This is a genomic window from Methylobacterium sp. Leaf123 (assembly GCF_001423405.1).
Taxonomy (GTDB): domain Bacteria; phylum Pseudomonadota; class Alphaproteobacteria; order Rhizobiales; family Beijerinckiaceae; genus Methylobacterium.
Genome location: NZ_LMNS01000037.1, coordinates 1 through 16,972, shown reverse-complemented (window position 1 = coordinate 16,972; position 16,972 = coordinate 1). Strand labels below are relative to the sequence as shown.

Below are 16,972 nucleotides of genomic sequence, written 5' to 3'. Positions count from 1 at the left end.
GACCGCGATGCGCAGCGCGGCGGCGATCTTCTGGCTCGGCACGAAGGAGCTGCGCAGCCTGATGCGCGACAGCGTGCTCCTCGGCCTGATCCTCTACAGCTTCTCGCTGGCGATCCTGGCGCAGGCGCGCAGCAGCGCCCAGGAGGTGCGCGACGCCTCCGTGGCGATCGTCGACGAGGACCGCTCGCCCCTCTCGCGCCGCATCGCCCAGGCCTTCCTGCCTCCCCTGTTCCGGCCTCCCGTCCCGATCGCGGAGCGCGAGGTGGTCAGGGCCATGGACGCGGGCCGCTACACCTTCGTCCTCGACATCCCGCCGAACTTCACCCGCGACCTGCTCGGACGCCGCACGCCCGAACTTCAGCTCAACGTGGACGCCACCGCGATGATGCAGGCGGGGCTCGGCGCGGGGTACGCGCAGCAGATCGTCGCCGACGAGATCGCCGGGTTCCTCTCGCAGAGCCGCAAGAGCGCGCCCGCGCCGGTGAGCCTCGTCACCCGGATCGCCTACAACCCCAATGCCGAAACGCCGTGGTTCACCAGCGTCATGGGAATCATCAACAGCGTGACGATGCTGGCGATCATCCTGTCCGGGGCGGCGATCGTGCGCGAGCGCGAGCACGGCACCCTCGACCACCTGCTCGTCATGCCGGTTTCGCCCTTCGAGATCGCCATGGCCAAGATCTGGGCGAACGGCGCCGTCATCCTCGCGGCGGTGGGCTTGTCCCTCGTCCTCGTCGTGCGCGGGCTGCTGGGCGTGCCGGTCGCCGGATCGCTGCCGCTGTTCCTCGCCGGCACGGCGGTCTACCTGTTCTTCGCGACCGCGGTCGGCCTCTATCTCGGCACGCTCGCCCGCTCGATGCCCCAGCTCGGCCTGCTCTACCTGCTGGTCTACCTGCCGCTCGCCATGCTTTCGGGCAGCAACACCCCGCTCGAAAGCATGCCGCCCTGGCTCGCGACCCTGCTGCAGGTCTCGCCCACGGTGCATTTCGTTGCCTTCGCCCAGGCCATCCTTTATCGCGGCGCTGGGCTCGCCCTGGTCTGGCCGCGGATCGTACCGATCGCCGGCATCGGGGGCCTGTTCCTTGTCCTGGCGCTGCGCCGCTTCCGCCGCGCGACCGCCCCGTCCGGGTGACGCGCGGCATGTCGCGGGATTCCGTCGAATGCGGACGAAGCAGGCCTCTATCACGCAGCCTGGACCGCGATCGTCGTCTCGGCCTTGGCCTCGGGGGACTTCGGCAGCGTGAGCGTCAGGACACCGTTGCGGAGCACCGCCTCGATCCGGCCGGCATCGACGCCCTGCGGGAGGCGGAATGCGCGTTCAAAAGCGCCGAAGCGCCGCTCGGCGAGATAGTAGCCTTCCCCCGGCTCCTCGCGCTCGTGCCGCCTTTCGCCGCGGATGGTCAGCGTTCCGTCGGCCACCTTCACCTCGATGTTCTTCTCGTCCATCCCCGGCAGCTCGACGGTGATCTCGTAGCAGGTCGGCTTACCGACTATGTCGGCGGCCGGTCCCGTCGGCCAGTTCAGGGCACCGCTGGCGAAGGGTGTGCTGAGAGAGTCCGAAAGGCCGAAGGACACCGACCGCAGGCTGCGCCCGAGATCGTCGATGAACTGGTCGATGTCCTGCCGCAGCGACTCAAGCGGGCGCCAATCCTAGAGCCGTATCCGACCTGATTGCATCAGGCCGGCGTCTCTAAATCTTTGTTTTGACGCGCATTCTTTCGCCGAACCGGCGACCACTTCGTCGGAATGCGCTCTAGGCGCCGGCCGGGAGTTCGGCGGGCGTTTCGCTCTTGATGGTGAGTTTCGTTCCTGACTCGGTCATTGTCGCCTCCTGAATAGCGTGAGGCCGCGAGCGTAAGAGCGGTGCGCGGGAAGCGACGTTGATCTCGCGCAAACCGGCCTGCGACGGTTCAATCCGCCCCAGGGGCGCGGACGATCGGCTCCAGGGCCGGCATCGTGTCGAGGGCCGGTGCGAGCGCCGACAAGAGCAGGCCGCCTGCGAGGTTCGCCAGCACGATCAGGACGAGCAGGAGGACCAACGTCATGTCCTCCGCGCGCTCGCGCAAGGCGTCGATCAGCAGACAACCTGTGACGAAGCAGGCCGCCATGGCGACGGCGTGCGGATCGGAACCCGTCGCGATCCTCTGGAGCAGCGAGGCGTTCGGACGAGCTGCTCAGGCCGAATGCGCCCGCGGGGAGGCGTGCAGTCGCCACAGCTCGATCCCAGCGAGAATCAACAGGGCGAGGCCGAAGCCGACATGCGTCCACCGGGCGGCCGTGATGCCCTTGAAGTCGAGGAGCCAGGGCGCTGCAACGGTCCATACCCCGACAATGGCGATAATGTACTCCTCCAAGTCGAAGGTCTGCATGATGGCGAGGAGGGCGAAGACAGCCACGGCCGAGCCGCAGATCCAGGCGTTCCACGTCGCCTTCGCCTCTCCCATGAAACCGAAATACCAGGGTGCGAGCATCAGGCCCGCCCCGACGACCAGGCTCAGGCCGGCCACGATGACCTCTTCGATGCCGTTGTCGATCGTGCGCATCGCCGTCTCCTCAACTTACGCTGTGACGGGACTCTCAGGATGGGTTTCCCAGGCCCTGGAGCGTGCTCCGATCACCAGGCGGTGCCCTTGAGGTGGATCAAGGGGCGGGACGCACAGGACGAGGCTCATCCCCCAAGCGCGCGGCGCGCTCATCCCGCATTTCCTCGATCTGCACGGCGAAGGCGCGCGACACGGCCGCCCGGCGGACTTTCAGGGAGGGCGTGACGAGCCCCCGCTCGACCGTCCAAGGCTCGCGCAGCAGCCGCACTGCCCGCACCTGACCGGCCCGGCCGACATCGCTCAAGCGGGCGGCGATCCGCTCTAGGGCGGCGCGGCGGGCTGGCGCGGCGTCGAGCGAGGCGTCCGCCGCGGAGTCGAGGTCGAGTTCCCCGGCGAGCCGGGCCCAGGCCACCGCATCGACCACCGCGAGCGCCGAGAGCCGGGGCTGGCCCTCGCCGATCACTATGATCTGCCCGAACAGGGGATCGCCCCGGATCGCCGCCTCGATCGGCTCGGGCCAGACCTTCTCGCCGTTCGACAGGACGATGCGGTCGCGCATCCGCCCGCCGACGACGAGCCGGCCCTCCGTGATCGTGCCGAGGTCGCCGGTGTGCAGCCAGCCGTCGCGCAGCACCTGCGCGTCGAGGTCGGGCCGGCCCCAGTAGCCGAGCATCAGGCCGGGCGAGCGCACTAGGATCTCGCCGTCTGCCCCGATCCGCACCGTCATGCCGGGCAGCGGCGGTCCGGAGCTGCCCGGCACCGCGTCCCCGACCCGCGCGCCGGTGACGGCGGAGGCCGCTTCGGTCAGGCCATAGCCCTCTACCAGCGGCAGGCCAAGGCTAAGGCAGAAGCGAGCGGTCCTCGGCGCCAGCGGCGCGCCGCCCGACACCGCGAGCCGCACGCGGCCCCCGAGGGCGGCCCGCACCGGCCGCGCGACAAGCGGGCCCAGCGCCGCCCAGGCCAGGGCGGTCCGCAGCCGGACCGGCTGCCCCAGGCGGCGCGCCTCGACCCGCTCCCAGCCGACCGCGAGCGTCGCGTCGAGTAGCCGCTGCCGGAGCGCCGAGCGGCCGGCGGCCTCGGCGACGCGCTCGCGCAGGCGGTCGAGCAGGCTCGGGACCGCCAGAAAGATCGTCGGGCGGGAGGCGGCGAGATCTTCGCGCAGGGTCTCGATCGAGCGGGCGAACACCACCTTGGCGCCGAGCATCAGTGGGATGAGGGAGCCCACCACCCGCTCGAAGATGTGGGCGAGCGGCAGGTAGGACAGGAACACGTCCGCCTCCGAGCCGGGATTGCGCGCCAGAACGGCGCCGGCCACCGACAGCAGGTTGCGGTGGCTGAGCATGACGCCCTTGGGTGTCCCGGTGGTGCCGGAGGTATAGACGAGGGTGGCGAGCGTCCTAGGTTCGACGGCGACCGGCCCCGGGGGCGGCCGGTCGCGCGCGGCGGCGAGCCACGCCGCCAGGGCGCGGGCCGGGCCCTCCTCCGGGAGGGATGTCGGCGGATCGACGACGACGACACGCTTCAGGGCGCAGCGGACCGCGAAGGGTCGCAGGTCCAGCCAGTCGACGCCGCGCTGCACGACCAGCAGGGCGGCGGCAGAATCCTCTAGAATGGCGGCGATGGTCGCCACCGCGTCGCGGGCGTAGAGCGGCACCGTCACCAGCCCGAGCGACAGGGCCGCGTGGTCGAAGCAGATCCATTCGAGCCCGTTGGGCAGCCAGAGCGCGATCCGCGCACCCGGCTCCAGCCCCTCCGCCGACAGGGCGGCGCGCCGCTGCGCCACCTGCCCCGCGATCTCGGACCAGCCATGCGTCACGAAGGTACCGACCAAAGCGTCGTACGCGGCATAGGCCTCCCCGTTCGGCCGCAGCGCAACTTGGCGGCGCAGGAGGTCGGGGATCGTCCCGGCAAGCGCTTCGTGGGCGACGCCGTGGAGGGCGACATCTAGCTCATAGCGGGGTGTGTTCACGGGCCGGGCCCCTTCCGGACGGCATTGGGGGCGGCAGCGGCCGGGTCGTCGGCGAGGTCCGGCTCGCCGCAGGCGGACAGGATCGCCGCGCGGGTCGCGTCGCGCAGGCGGATCGCGGCGTGGAAGTCGTCGCCGTCGGGCGCGAGCGGGGCGCCGACGACCACGCGGATCGCGCCGCGGCGCGGGAACCACTGGTCGGCACGCAGGATCGAGCGGGTGCCGGTGATTGCCAAAGGGATCACCGGGACGCCGGCCTGGCAGGCAGCGAGGAAGGCGCCGAGATGGAAGCCGGCGAGCCCCGGCCGGCGCGTGAAAGTTCCCTCGGGGAAGGCGACGATCCGCTCGCCGCCGTGCAGGCGCTCCAGCAGCGCCTGCGTTTCGGCGACACCCTCGGCGGCGCCGCGATGGACGAAGGCGGTGCCCAGGCGCCTCAGGAACGGGCCCGCCAGGGCCTGCCCGGCCAGTTCGTGCTTGGCCAGGAAGGCCGGGCTGCCGGGCAGGATCGCCGCCAGTACGGCGGCGTCGAGATAGCTCGCGTGATTGGCCGCCAGGATCGCCGGGCGTCCTGGCACGGGCGGACTGCCGGTGACCTCCGGACGCATCCCGGCCGCGCGGAGAAAGGTACGCGCGCCGGACCGCAGGGCGGCGTGGCGCCACGCGCGCCGCGGCAGCAGGAGAACGAGGGGCCACAGTACGAGGCCCGTCGCCGTCAGCAGTGTCCACCACCATGCCGCATAGGCCACCTCCCCGGCCCGGCGGGACAGAGCGTGCAGGCCCGCCAGCGCCACGGGCACGATCTCGGTGCGCCACCGCGATGCCGGGCGCTCCAGCCCGCCGGATTCGTAGAGCGCCCGCGCGGCGGATCGGCGGATCTTGCCGCTTGAGGTCTTGGGCACGGCGTGCGGCGGGCACAGGAGGACCGTGTCGGGCGGCTGTTCGAGCACCCGGGCGGCCGCCGCGGCGAGCATCCGGCTCAGGTCGCGCTGGGCGCCGGGGTCGGTCACCCGAGTCTCGGCGGCGAGGATCAGGCGCTCGGTGCCGGTGTCGGGATCGGGGCTCTCGAACGCGACGACGCAGCCCTTGCGCACGCCGGGCACGGTGCCGGCGATCTCCTCCAGCTCCTGCGGATAGATCTTGCGCCCGGCCCGGATGATGATGTCCTTGGTCCGACCGGTGATGTAGACGTCGCCCGAGGCGAGGTAGGCGAGGTCACCGCTCTCCAGCCAATCGCCGTCGAACAGCGCGCGGGTCTTCTCTGGGTTGCGGAAGTAGCCAGCCGTCGCCGAGGGCCCCTTGAACTGGAGGCGCCCCTCGACGCGCTCGGCCACCTCGCGCCCGTCCGCATCGACGACGCGGATCTGATGACCGGGCAGCGGGCGCCCGCAGGCCACCAGGGCGATGGCGGCGGCGCCCTCGCCTGCCGGGCGCGCGACCCCGCGGCGCGACAGCGCGTCCCGGTCGATCCGGTCGACGAGCACGGCCCGGCCCGGCGGCGGGAAGGCGAGCCCGACCGCGCATTCGGCGAGGCCGTAGACCGGCGCCAGCACGCCCTTGCGCAGGCCGAAGGCGGCAAAGCGTGCCTCGAAGCGCGCCAGCGTGTCGGCGCTCACCGGCTCGGCGCCGTTGGTAAGGACGCGCAGCGACCCGAGGTCGAGGCCGGAGAGATCCTCGTCGCGCAGCGCTTTCAGGCAGCGCTCGAATGCGAAGTTGGGCGCCGCCGAGATGGTGCCGCTGTGCCGCTCGATCGCCCGCAGCCAGCGGCCCGGGTCGGCGAGGAATGACAGGGGCGGCAGGATCACCGCGAGCGCGCCGAAATAAAGGCTGCCCAGCCAGCAGCCGATCAGGCCCATATCGTGGTAGAGCGGCAGCCAGCTCACCACCACGTCGGACGAGGATGCCGCGATCGCTGCACCCATGGCGCGGACGTTGGCGAGCAGGTTGGCGTGGGTGAGCACCACGCCCTTCGGGTCACCCGTGCTGCCCGAGGTGTACTGGATCAGCGCCGTAGTCTCGGGCGCCGCCGGCACCGCCCGCTCCAGCGGCGGCAGCGCCGCGAACGCTTCCGGCGTTAGGACGTGGCGCAGGCTGGGCACACGGCCCGGCAGGAGTCGGGCGAAGGCGGCGATGTCTTCCGAGGCGATCAGGTGCTCGGGCGCCGCGTTGGCGAGAATGCGAACTTGGCGTTCGAGATGGTCCGCGATGCGGGCGCGCTGAAACGGCGGATAGAGCGGCACCGGGACGCCGCCGGCGATCAGCGCGCCGAAGAAGGCCGCGAAGAAGGCCGGGCCCGTGGGGAGCATGACGGCGACCCGGCCGCCGGGGACGAGGCCGTGCCGGACGAGGCCGGCGGCGACGCGGCGGGCGCTGCGGTCGAGTTCGGCATAGGTCACGACCGCCTCGCGTCCGGGCTCCGGGCACAGGCGCAGGTGCGGACGGTCTGGATGCAGGCCGACATGGAAGGCGAGCGCATCGAGGAGGGTCGCGGCCTGAAGCGGCTCTTCCGCCGTCGGCAGTGCCGGTGCGGGCGCCTCGGGTTGCGGCTCCTGGGCCGGCTGCGGGGCCGGGCCGGCGGCCCGGATCGCGGCCAACAGCTCGGCCGGGGTCGCGGCCTCGCCGATCAGCCGGTCTGGCAGGGCGACATGGAAGCGGCGCGACAGCCGCAGCAGCAGTTCCGCGCGGCCGAGGCTGTCGAGGGCGAGATCGCGGACGAGGTCGCTGTCGAGGGCGATGCGGGGTGGCCGGGCCGCCGGGTTCAACTCGGCCAGGAGCGCGCGGATCACGGCTACGAGGCCGGCTTCCAGACGGTCGGCGTCCATCGGTGCGGCCTGCCCCGCCTGCGTTTGCGCCCGACGCGCCTGCGCGGCACCCTCGTTCATCGACCGCCTCCATCGGCCGGCGTGCCGGGCACGCGGCGTCACGCCGAGGTTAGCGGGCCCCTCCCGGCCGCCCGTTGATCTAGCGCAAGTCCGGGAACTTCGACGTCAGGTGCTGGCGAAACCAGTCCGCTCCTTCTCCGCGGCGGTCAGGAGGTCGGCGAACAGGGTGGCGAACCCCGCCGCGTTGAGGTGGCGCGCCACGTAAGCGTTGCGCGGGCTGAATCGTCTGCTGCCGGCGCCGTGCGGGAAGACGACGAGCCCGAGGGGACCGGCGGGCACGCGCAGGCTCGCCGACAGGCAGGCCCGCCCCACCCGGACTGCGACCTCCAGGCTCGCAGCGGTGGTTGCGCCCATCTCCCCCTCCCTCGCCACGCTCACAGGCCCGCGGGGAAGGTCTCAGGGACCTCGCCCGCCTCCCAGACGGCAGTCGTCTCAAGCGGCGTCACCGCCCGCGTCCGCTCGATGTGGACGAGCGCATCGAACTGCTCGGACAGGCGGGCCTCGAAATAGTGGCTCTGCCGCTCGGTGCCGGGCGCGTAGACGACGCCGATTGCGCGTTCGAGCCGGGGCGCGCCGAGATCCGCCGCGGCCGGGGATCCGGCGGTCAGCGGCATCAGGAAGCGGGCCAGCCCGAGGGCGTGGAAGAGAGCCTCGTAGCTGCCGGGCAGGGGCGGCCGGATGCGCTTGCGCTCGGCCGGCGCATCCCAGTCGGAGGCGGCCGTGACCGTGCCCGAGGAGGTGGTGAAGCCGATATTCACGACCGCGCGGCCATGGCGCTCCCGCAGCAGCTGGCCGAGGTTGAACTCGCCGCTGCGCGCGCGCTCGGTCGCGCGGGCGTCGCCGAGATGGGAGTTGTGCGCCCAGACAACGATCCGCCCAGGCGCGCCGCCGCCGCCGCGATGGGCCGCGATCGCGTCGAGGCAGTCGGCCATGTGCCGGTCGCGCAGGTTCCACGAGGAGACGTCCTCGACGAACATGGTGCGGTAATAGGCCTCCGCGCTCGCGACGGCGCGCGCGTTCTGCTCGGCGCTGAACAGCTCGTCGGGGTCGGCGTCGCCGGCCCAGGAGAGCGTGTCCCGCGCACGCCGCTGCAGGCTCAGGAGTTGGCCGAGCGCCTGCTCCCGGCAGGACTCGGACACCCCCAGGCCCGTCATCAGCCCGTAGCCGCGCGTGTCCTCGCCGTAGCGGTCGAAGCAGGCGTAGCGGGCGCGGGCCTGATCGGCGGCGGGCGGATCGACGGCGTCGAGGAAGCGAATCACCGCCTTCATCGAGGCGCGCAGGCTGTAGAGATCGATGCCGTAGAGCCCGACTTTGTCCGTGCCCTCCCGCAGGGTGCGGTTGTGGGCGCGCAGCCACTCGACGAAGCCGACCATCTCGGTGTTGCGCCACATCCAGGTCGGGAAGCGCCGGAAGCCGGACAGGGCCTCGACGGCGTCGAGATCCTCGCTGTCGCCGCGCACATAGCGGTTCACCCGCCACGCATCGGGCCAGTCGGCCTCGATCGCCACGGCCCGCACGCCCTTCTCGCGGATTAGCCGCTTGGTGATCGCCGCCCGCTCCTCGTAGAACTCGTGGGTCCCGTGTGTCGCCTCTCCCAGTAGGACGAAGCGGGCCTGCCCGATCAGCGCAATCAGCGGATCGTAGTTCCGCTCCTCCCCTGATAGCGGCAGCGCGGCATCCCGCAGCCGGGCGAGGAGCGTTGGGTCGTGCTCCTCGGGCGCCGGCTCCGGGGTCGGAGACAGGAAAGGATGAATCAGGCGGCGCACCTCATCGTCGCTCGTCTGGCTGAAATCGAAGTAGGAGGCTCCGACCGAGAGGAACGGCTTCGGCAGCACGGCGTAGACGACGGCGTCGGCCTCGCCCGCGAGCCGTTCGGCGGTCTCCCGCGAGGTCGTCGGCACCGCGGCGACGATTTTCGCGGGGCCTCCTTGGCGGACCGCGCGGATGGCGGCCTGCATCGTGGCGCCGGTGGCCAACCCGTCATCGACGAGGATGACGGTGCGCCCGCGGACCGCGGCGGGCGGCAGGCCGCCTCGGTAGAGCCGCTCGCGCCGCAGCAGCTCCTCGCGCTCCTGTGCGGCCACCGCCTCCACGACGTGGGGCGGGATCTTCAGAGAGGTGACGATGTCGTCGTTGAGGACTTGGCTGCCGCCGCTGGCGATGGCGCCCATCGCCAGTTCCTCGTAGCCGGGCACGCCGAGCTTGCGCACGACGAAGAGGTCGAGCGGCGCGTGCAGCGCCCTGGCGATCTCGACGGCGACCGGCACGCCGCCGCGGGGCAGCGCCAGGACGATCACGTCCGGACGCCCGGCATAGTCGGCGAGCCGGTCGGCGAGTTGCCGACCGGCCTCGGTCCGGTCTCGGAAGACGTGGGACGTCATCGTGCCTCCCCGGCCGGCAGAGCCCCGGCCTTCTCCAGGCTGCGTTCGTGACCACGCTAGGCAGGCCCGCCGGGCCCGACATGCGATGGATCAATCCGGACGAGGGGAAGCAGGAGAACTGGGAATTCCGCCGCCCTCAGGGCGTGCCGCCTCCTCCGGCAGGGCCGGGGAATGGGGGCCGAGATGGTGGACGAAGTCCGGTTCGACCTCGAACCGCGGTGGACCGAAAGGCGGGATCCCAGGCGTCGCGCCGGAGGAAGGGTGCAGCGGGGCGGCGGAAGGGCCAGCGGTCGCCGGGGAATGCGGCGGCAGGGCCGGAGCCGGCCTCGGCTCGACCTCCAGCGGCGGCGGGCCGCAGGGCGGATGCGGTTCGGGTCCGCGCAAGACGGAAGACGGATCGTGACGCGGCTCAAGCTGCGCGGCCGATCCACCGCCTCGGGATGTCGCGTCGTGCCTCATGCGGGCCTCCTCCAAAAGCCTCGAAGTGCCAGCCGGCATTTTCCCGCGCCAGGGCAGTCCATAGGGAGCGGCGTAGAACCGGTCGATCGCCCGCCAGAAGGGCGCCCGGACGGTCCCGTCTCGCTTCGGCGCGGTGTCAGGCATGGCTCCGGCAGCGGCCGATCTCCTCGGCCGTGTGCTTGGTGAGATCCTTGTCGATCTCGGCCGCAATCGCCCGCCACAGCATGATGACGAACAGGAACGTCATCGTGAGCATCACCTCCGAGAGGAGGCAGGCCATCATCGAGTAGCGCCCCGGCAAATGCTCGCCGTAGCCGTTGGCGGCAAAACCCTTGGCGAGCCCGCAGGTCACGGCCGGATTGAGGCGGCAGCCCGAGACGTGGCCGATGGCGTAGGCCATCGTCACGACGCTCAACCCGAACGCCAAAGCAGCGTGCCGAATATCAGGTCCGGCACGATGCTCTATCGTCTTGTCTTTGCAATGTATTTTTCGGAAAGTCGGGGGCCCCCTTTCGGCACGATGCTCCAGCGCCACGCCCGGCAGCCTGATACCGACTTGCGGGATGGCCGCTGCGAGCACGGCGCTGCCGCAGCCGGCGAAGGTGGGCCAGACGGTGCAGATGGTCTCGGCCACGTATTTTCGGAACTCCATCCGAGTTTCCCCCGGTCGAGCCCAAATCCCGCCACGTCGTAACACCATCCGTATCCGGGCGGCGGGGCGGCCGATTTGAGATGAGTCAATGTCGGCTCGCCCGAACGGAGAATCGGATCGGGCGGCGCCGACCGCGAAGGCCGGCGCGATCCGCGAAGGCCGGCATGCGCGTCCTCCTCACTGAAGGCAGCAGCACCTCCGCTCGCGAAGCGATCACCGCCCTGGCCCTGGCGGGCCACGCGGTCGCCTATTGCGACCCGGCGCCGATCTGTCTCGGGCGGTTCTCGCGCTTGGTCCTCCGCCGCTATCGCTGTCCGCCGCTCGGCACCGATCCGGACGGCTTCCGGCGCTTCCTCGAACAGGTGTTGGAACGGGACCGCTTCGACGTGCTCGTGCCGATCCACGAGCAGGGCTACCTCGTCGCGCGCATCGCCGACAGGCTGCGCCCGCTCGTGGCGCTGGCCGCGCCAGCCTTCGCCGCCTACGACCGCCTACAGACGAAGCTCGGACTCCACGACCTCCTGCGCGAACTCGGCCTGCCGCAGCCCCCGGCGATCCTCCTCGACGATGCCGGCGAACTCGCCCGGTGCGAGCGCTTCCCGTTCGTGGCCAAGACGGTTTTGGGCACGGCGGGCCGTGGCACATGGCCGATCCGCAGCCCGGCAGAGCGCAACCGGGCGCTGGCCGAGATCGGTGCGGCGGCGGCAGGCGGTCCGATCCTGCTGCAGGGCTGGGTGCGCGGGCCGCTGGAGCAGGCCCAGGCGGTGTTCCAAGCGGGGCGCCTCGTCGGCTTTCACGCCACGCGCCGGCTCGTCGAGGGCGCGGGCGGCGGCGCAGCCCTCAAGGAGAGTGTCGACCGGCCGGCAATCGCAGCCGACCTCGCCCGGATCGGCGCGCATCTGTCCTGGCACGGTGCTCTCTCGGTCGATTACTTCACGAACGAGGCGGGCGGCGATCCGCTCTACATCGACGCCAATCCGCGCCTCGTCGAGCCGATGGCCGCGACGCTCGCAGGGCTCAACCTCGCGGATCGGCTCGTGCGGGTCTCGCTCGGCTGCGATGACCTGCCGTGTGCGAGCGGACGTCCGGGCGTGCGCACGCGGCTCGCCCTTCAGGCGCTGCTCGGCACAGCCCTGCACCACCGCAGCCGCCGCGCCCTCATCGGGACGATCACGCAGCTGCTCGCCGACTCAGGCCCCTTCGCGGATGCACGGGAGGAACTGACGCCCGCCGGCCTCGACTCGCCCGGCGTGGTGCCGGTGGTCGGGGCGGCGATGATGCTGCTCGCGTGGCCCGGCTCGGCGCAGGCGATGATCGGCAAGGGCTGGGGCGCCCATCTCCTGACGCCAGAGGCCGCACGCCGAATCCGGGAGATGGTCTGAGGATCGATCCGTCAAATCAATCTCGATGGTACGGCCCCGCAGCACGGCAAACGCCGTAAGTTGATTTTCGGCTTTGATGGAAATCAACGAGCATCTTCTCCGTGGCATCGACAGTGCAAGTCTTGCAGTGTTTGCAGGGGGAGGCCGATGCCCGCGCTCGATCTCGTCACCGGTGGATGCGGCTTCATCGGCCGGAATCTCGTCCGCTCGCTGCTCGATGCCGGCCGCGCCGTTCGGGTCTACGACTGCGTCGATCCCTGCGCCCTCCCGCCGGGCGCCGAGTTCCGCCACGGCTCGATCCTCGATCCCGGCGCCCTCTCGCAGGCGATGGACGGCGTCGAAAGGGTCTATCACCTTGCCGGCGTCTCGCATCTCTGGGCGCCCGACCGGGCCGCTTTCCTGCGCGTCAACGCGATGGGGACGGAGCATCTCCTGGCCGCCGTGCCACACGGCGTGCGGGTGATCCATTGCTCCACCGAGGCGATCCTGCTGGTGGGCTCCCGCGACGGGGCGCCGGTGCGCGGCGACGTTCTCCCTGCCTTCGACCGGATGCCCGGCCCCTACACGCGCTCGAAGTGGCTCGCCGAGTGGGCGGCGCTCGCCGCCGCCGAGGCGGGACGCGACGTCGTGATCGCGAGCCCGACGGTTCCGGTCGGCCCCGAGGATTGGAACATGACGCCGCCCACGACGATGCTGTCGCTGTTCCTGAACGGCCATGCGCCGGCCTTCCTCGACTGCGTGCTGAACCTCGTAGATGTCCGCGATGCGGCCGACGGCCTGCGGCTCGTGGGCGAGCGGGGCCGTGCGGGGCAGCGCTACGTGCTCGGCGGGGAGAACCTGCCGCTGCGCCAGCTTCTGAGCCGGCTGGAGCGCCGCTCGGGCCGGACGATGCCGTCATGTGCCCTGCCGGGCAGCGTGGCCCTGACGGTGGCGGCGCTCGCCGAGTGGACCGCCGACCACGTCCTTCGGCGCCCCCCGGCAGCGACCCGAGAGGGCGTGCGCCTCGCCCTCGCCTCCGTTCCCCTCGACGACGGCAAGGCGCGCAGCGAACTCGGCTATCGCCCGAGGCCGATCGACGAGGCGCTCGCCCTGGCGGCGAGCTGGCTTATGGGCTGCGCGGGCAGCTCGGTCGGACGCCTCGCGCCGGAGGGGCCCACACGGCTCTTGCCCTGATCACCGGCCGGCATGCGGGCGATCGGCGCGCCGGTGAGCGTATTTGATTCACCTCAACCCGCTCGTTTCAGCTTTCAGGCTGAATCGCACCAATCGATCGGGGCCTCTCACCGAACAACATTCATTGAACATCGAAGGAGAGTGCGCATGGTCAGCATCGCAGCCTTCAACGGTACGGCCGATACCGCGGGGCGCAGCCGATGGTGGTTCACCGGGGCCGGTGCCCTGCTGCTCCTGCTCGGCATCGGCGGCCTGTTCATGGTGGTGACGCTCACGGCCGTGAGCACACTTTGGTACGGGGCGCTGCTGCTCGTGGCCGGGATCGTCGAGATCATCGAGGCCCTCATGAATCCGCGGGAGACCGAGGCGTGGCGTTCGCGCGCCGTCCGGTTCCTGGCCGGCCTGCTCTACCTCTTCGGCGGCCTCTATGCGGTCCTCCGGCCGCTCGAAGCCTCGCTCGCGCTCACCCTCGTCCTCGGCGCGACCCTGATCGCCTCGGGCGTGGCGCGCGCGCTTTGGGGCATCGCCCACGAGGCGCAGGCCTCCCGCGCCGCGGTGATTCTATTCGCGCTCCTCTCGGTGCTGCTCGGCGCGGCCATCATCGCGCAGTGGCCGTATTCGGGCCTGTGGGCGATCGGGCTGTTCGTCTCGTGCGACCTGCTGGCCGCGGGCCTGTCGTGGCTTTGGGTCGGCCTGTTCGGAAGACCGCAGCTCGCAGCGGCCGCCACGCCGTACCGCATCGGCGCGGGGCCGCGGTGACGGTTTTCAGCACGGAGGAACAGCCATGACGTCGATGACCGCAACGATGAGCCGCCGGGCCGCCCTCGGACGCATCTCGTCCGCCGCTCTGGCGGGCCTGGGCCTCGCTCTGCTGCCGGGCGCGGCGGAGGCCGCCCCGCTCGGACTTACGGTTGGCTCCCTCGGGACGGCGCCGCCCGGCGGGGACACGGACGGCTCGCCCGTGGAGCAGGCCCGGGTCGTCGTCGTCGGCCCGCGCCGCCGCAGGGTCTGCTGGTGGCGGCGCGGACGCCGCGTCTGCGCTTGGCGCTGATCGAAGCCCGTTAATCGGGCCACTCTCACCGAAAGCCTTTTTTCATCCGGAACGGGGGCAGCGGATGTCGACGCGACGCGAGTTCATCAAGGCCCTTCCGGCGGCCGGCGCGGCCTTCTCCGTCGCGAGCGGCTTCGCGGTGGAGGGGGGCTTCGCGCGGACGCAGGGCGATCGCGGCGATCCTGCGGGCGGTCCTCCCTCGGCGGGTCATTTCCACCCGAAGGGCAAGCCGCCCTCGACCTTTACCCGTGAGGCTTTGCGCCGGGCCGGGGCAGGTCTGCCGTTCACCGATGACCGGGACTTCGAGGAGCAGCGAAGGGGGCTCATCGCCCCCATGACCGAGATGACCATTAAGGCCGATGCCGGCCACGTCGCTTGGGACATGCAGCAGTTCCGCTTCCTCGACGAACAGGATGCATTCGACAGCGTCCACCCGTCCTTGGTTCGGATCTCGCGGCTCAATAACAATTACGGGCTCTACGAAGTCGTGCCCGGCATCTATCAGGTGCGCGGCTTCGATCTCTCTGACCTCACGATCGTGCGCGGAAAGTCCGGGTGGATCGTGTTCGATCCGCTCGTCAGCCAGGAAACGGCACGCGCCGCCTGGACGCTATTCCAGACGCATGTGGGCAGAGGCCGACCGATCTCCGCTGTGATCTACTCCCACACGCACGGGGACCACTGGGGCGGCGTGCGCGGTATTCTCGACGAGGAAGATGTGCGGTCCGGCAGGGTGCCGGTGATCGCCCCGGCCGGCTTCATGGCCCATACTGTAGCCGAGAACGTCTATGCCGGAAACGCCATGAACCGGCGGCTCTTCTATCAGTATGGGCTCCTGCTGCCGTCGGATCCTCACGGCTATGTTGGACAAGGGCTCGGTCAGCGCGTTTCGTCTGGCACCAGCGGCCTGATCGCTCCAACGCGGCATGTCGAGCAACCGATCGAGGAATTCGAAGTCGATGGCGTGCGGATGGTCTTCCAGAACACGCCCAACACCGAAGCGCCGCGGGAGATGAACACCTATCTTCCCGAATGGAAGGCGCTCTGGATGGCCGAGAACGTCATCGCGTCCTTGCACAACATCTACACGCTGAGGGGTGCCCAGGTTCGCGATCCCCTCAATTGGTCCAAGTACATCAACGAGGCGCTCTACCGCTTCGGCTTCGAGGCCGAGGTGATGTTCGCCTCGCACCATTGGCCACGCTGGAGCAACGCGCGGATCCAAGAGGTGCTGCGGGCGCAACGCGACCTCTATGCCCACATGAACAACCAAGTCCTCCATCTCGCGAATCGGGGCGTGACGATCAATGAGATCCACACCGTCTACGAGGTGCCGCGAAGTCTACAGCAGAAATGGTATTGCCGCGGCTATCACGGCTCGCCCGAGCACAACAGCCGCGGCGTGATCCAGCGCTACCTCGGCTTCTGGGACTGCAACCCGGCGACACTGGTCCCGCTGGCGCCATCCGAGAGCGCCCCCCTCTACGTCGAGATGATGGGCGGCGCGGAGGCGATCCTCACTCGCGGCCGGCGCTTGCACGACGAGGGCAAATATCTTCTCGCTCAGGAAATCGTCAACAAGTTGGTCCAGGCGGAGCCGCAGAACAGGGCAGCCAAAGACCTTTTGGCCGACATCTTCGAGCAGGTTGGCTACCAGCAAGAGAATCCCGGCCTGCGCAATAGCTTCCTCGCGGGAGCCTACGAGCTTCGCAGCGGTATCCCTGAGGGAGAAACGGCGAATTCGAGCAGCCCTGACGTGGTGCGGGCGATGTCGACCGAGCTGTTCCTGAACTTCCTCGCCATCCGCATGGACAGCCGCATGGCGGAGGGGATGCGCTTCACCATCAACCTGATCACGCCGGACAATGGCGAGCGGTTCGTCGTCGAGTTGGAGAACGCGACGCTGACCAGCATTGCGGGTTTCCAGTCCGAACGGCCCGACCTGACGCTCACCATCAACCGGTCGGATCTTGAGCAGACAATGGTCGGCGCCAAGAACCTTGAGGCTCAGATCGCCGACGGGACTGCACAGGTTCAAGGTGACGCCAGTATCCTGGCGCGTCTGGCCGCCACGATGGTGGATTTCGATCCACGCTTCGAAATCTTGCCTGGCACCAAGGCACGGGGCGTATCGAGACCGGTGCATGCCGAGCCATATCAGGTTGCCCCCGGCCGGCCGGCCGTCGAATAACCGAGGACAATGACGTCATCGGCCGCATGCGCCCGGTGGGCCGCGATGCGCATGCATCGCATCGCAAGCAACGTCGTCGCGAGTCTCGGCTAGAGCGCATTCCGACGAAGTGGAAACCGGTTCGTCGAAAGAATGCGCGTCAAAACAACGATCAAGAGGCGCCGGCCTGAGAGCCCGTCCGATAATGTCTGGCCGGGGTTGAGTGGCCGGGATGGCGGTGATTCCAGAAGGGTGCTGAAGCCTGATCTGGACGTGCCATGTGGACCCCGACCACTCGCCGGCAGCATAACCGTGC

Annotated in this window: 13 protein-coding genes and 1 pseudogene; 6 read left to right on the top strand and 8 right to left on the bottom strand. The window is 70.3% G+C overall.

The genetic code is table 11. The annotated features are described in order from the left end of the window. Positions 1 to 7 precede the first annotated feature (7 nt). Entirely contained in the window at positions 8 to 1,132 is a 1,125-nt protein-coding gene (locus ASF53_RS18855; RefSeq protein WP_056202108.1) for an ABC transporter permease, read from the top strand. A 50-nt stretch (positions 1,133 to 1,182) separates the two neighbouring features. Here ASF53_RS18855 and ASF53_RS18850 read toward each other — a convergent pair whose 3' ends face one another. From ASF53_RS18850 to ASF53_RS25240, 8 genes and pseudogenes are all read right to left on the bottom strand, one after another. Then, entirely contained in the window at positions 1,183 to 1,575 is a 393-nt protein-coding gene (locus tag ASF53_RS18850) for an Hsp20/alpha crystallin family protein (RefSeq protein WP_286134544.1), read from the bottom strand. A 335-nt stretch (positions 1,576 to 1,910) separates the two neighbouring features. Next, on the bottom strand, positions 1,911 to 2,108 hold the full coding sequence (locus ASF53_RS26455; RefSeq protein ID WP_056202105.1) for a hypothetical protein: 198 nt from the start codon (positions 2,106 to 2,108) through the stop codon (positions 1,911 to 1,913). 66 nt (positions 2,109 to 2,174) lie between these two features. Beyond that, complete coding sequence (locus tag ASF53_RS18840) at positions 2,175 to 2,543, bottom strand: SPW repeat protein (RefSeq protein WP_056202102.1); 369 nt, start codon at positions 2,541 to 2,543, stop codon at positions 2,175 to 2,177. Between the two features lie 97 nt (positions 2,544 to 2,640). Beyond that, complete coding sequence (locus tag ASF53_RS18835) at positions 2,641 to 4,512, bottom strand: AMP-dependent synthetase/ligase (protein WP_056202099.1); 1,872 nt, start codon at positions 4,510 to 4,512, stop codon at positions 2,641 to 2,643. Beyond that, positions 4,509 to 7,388, bottom strand: coding sequence for an AMP-binding protein (locus ASF53_RS18830; protein WP_156635645.1), 2,880 nt, complete (start codon positions 7,386 to 7,388; stop codon positions 4,509 to 4,511). Before ASF53_RS18830 ends, ASF53_RS18835 begins: the two co-directional genes overlap by 4 nt. A gap of 105 nt (positions 7,389 to 7,493) precedes the next feature. Beyond that, a complete protein-coding gene (locus tag ASF53_RS18825) occupies positions 7,494 to 7,742 on the bottom strand; it encodes a dienelactone hydrolase family protein (RefSeq protein ID WP_156635643.1) in 249 nt (82 codons plus the stop codon). A gap of 20 nt (positions 7,743 to 7,762) precedes the next feature. Beyond that, positions 7,763 to 9,769 carry an erythromycin esterase family protein gene (locus tag ASF53_RS18820; RefSeq protein ID WP_056202091.1) on the bottom strand — a complete coding sequence of 669 codons (2,007 nt, stop codon included), beginning with the start codon at positions 9,767 to 9,769 and terminating at the stop codon, positions 7,763 to 7,765. A gap of 682 nt (positions 9,770 to 10,451) precedes the next feature. Further along, positions 10,452 to 10,880: pseudogene (locus ASF53_RS25240) on the bottom strand (aquaporin); the annotation flags it as partial. A gap of 164 nt (positions 10,881 to 11,044) precedes the next feature. On the opposite strand from ASF53_RS25240, the gene ASF53_RS18810 reads away from it, so the two are divergent. From ASF53_RS18810 to ASF53_RS18790, 5 genes are all read left to right on the top strand, one after another. Continuing rightward, positions 11,045 to 12,262, top strand: coding sequence for an ATP-grasp domain-containing protein (locus ASF53_RS18810; RefSeq protein WP_056202085.1), 1,218 nt, complete (start codon positions 11,045 to 11,047; stop codon positions 12,260 to 12,262). A 147-nt stretch (positions 12,263 to 12,409) separates the two neighbouring features. Continuing rightward, positions 12,410 to 13,435: an NAD-dependent epimerase/dehydratase family protein gene (locus ASF53_RS18805; RefSeq protein WP_056202082.1), complete on the top strand. Its 1,026-nt coding sequence runs from the start codon at positions 12,410 to 12,412 to the stop codon at positions 13,433 to 13,435. A 147-nt stretch (positions 13,436 to 13,582) separates the two neighbouring features. Next, positions 13,583 to 14,194, top strand: coding sequence for an HdeD family acid-resistance protein (locus ASF53_RS18800; RefSeq protein ID WP_056202077.1), 612 nt, complete (start codon positions 13,583 to 13,585; stop codon positions 14,192 to 14,194). A gap of 25 nt (positions 14,195 to 14,219) precedes the next feature. Continuing rightward, positions 14,220 to 14,486, top strand: a complete 267-nt coding sequence (locus ASF53_RS18795) for a hypothetical protein (protein ID WP_286134542.1) — start codon at positions 14,220 to 14,222, stop codon at positions 14,484 to 14,486. Positions 14,487 to 14,820: 334 nt separating this feature from the next. Continuing rightward, positions 14,821 to 16,677 carry an alkyl/aryl-sulfatase gene (locus tag ASF53_RS18790; protein ID WP_286134541.1) on the top strand — a complete coding sequence of 619 codons (1,857 nt, stop codon included), beginning with the start codon at positions 14,821 to 14,823 and terminating at the stop codon, positions 16,675 to 16,677. Positions 16,678 to 16,972 lie beyond the last annotated feature (295 nt).

Excerpts from the sequence above, each read along its gene's own strand:
- ASF53_RS18790 (WP_286134541.1), top strand. The coding sequence starts at position 14,821 with ATGACCGAGATGACCATTAAGGCCGATGCCGGCCACGTCGCTTGGGAC.
- ASF53_RS18810 (WP_056202085.1), top strand. The coding sequence starts at position 11,045 with ATGCGCGTCCTCCTCACTGAAGGCAGCAGCACCTCCGCTCGCGAAGCG.
- ASF53_RS26455 (WP_056202105.1), bottom strand. The coding sequence starts at position 2,108 with ATGGCGGCCTGCTTCGTCACAGGTTGTCTGCTGATCGACGCCTTGCGC.
- ASF53_RS18855 (WP_056202108.1), top strand. The coding sequence starts at position 8 with ATGCGCAGCGCGGCGGCGATCTTCTGGCTCGGCACGAAGGAGCTGCGC.
- ASF53_RS18820 (WP_056202091.1), bottom strand. The coding sequence starts at position 9,769 with ATGACGTCCCACGTCTTCCGAGACCGGACCGAGGCCGGTCGGCAACTC.
- ASF53_RS18825 (WP_156635643.1), bottom strand. The coding sequence starts at position 7,742 with ATGGGCGCAACCACCGCTGCGAGCCTGGAGGTCGCAGTCCGGGTGGGG.
- ASF53_RS18805 (WP_056202082.1), top strand. The coding sequence starts at position 12,410 with ATGCCCGCGCTCGATCTCGTCACCGGTGGATGCGGCTTCATCGGCCGG.
- ASF53_RS18795 (WP_286134542.1), top strand. The coding sequence starts at position 14,220 with ATGACGTCGATGACCGCAACGATGAGCCGCCGGGCCGCCCTCGGACGC.
- ASF53_RS18830 (WP_156635645.1), bottom strand. The coding sequence starts at position 7,388 with ATGAACGAGGGTGCCGCGCAGGCGCGTCGGGCGCAAACGCAGGCGGGG.
- ASF53_RS18800 (WP_056202077.1), top strand. The coding sequence starts at position 13,583 with ATGGTCAGCATCGCAGCCTTCAACGGTACGGCCGATACCGCGGGGCGC.
- ASF53_RS18840 (WP_056202102.1), bottom strand. The coding sequence starts at position 2,543 with ATGCGCACGATCGACAACGGCATCGAAGAGGTCATCGTGGCCGGCCTG.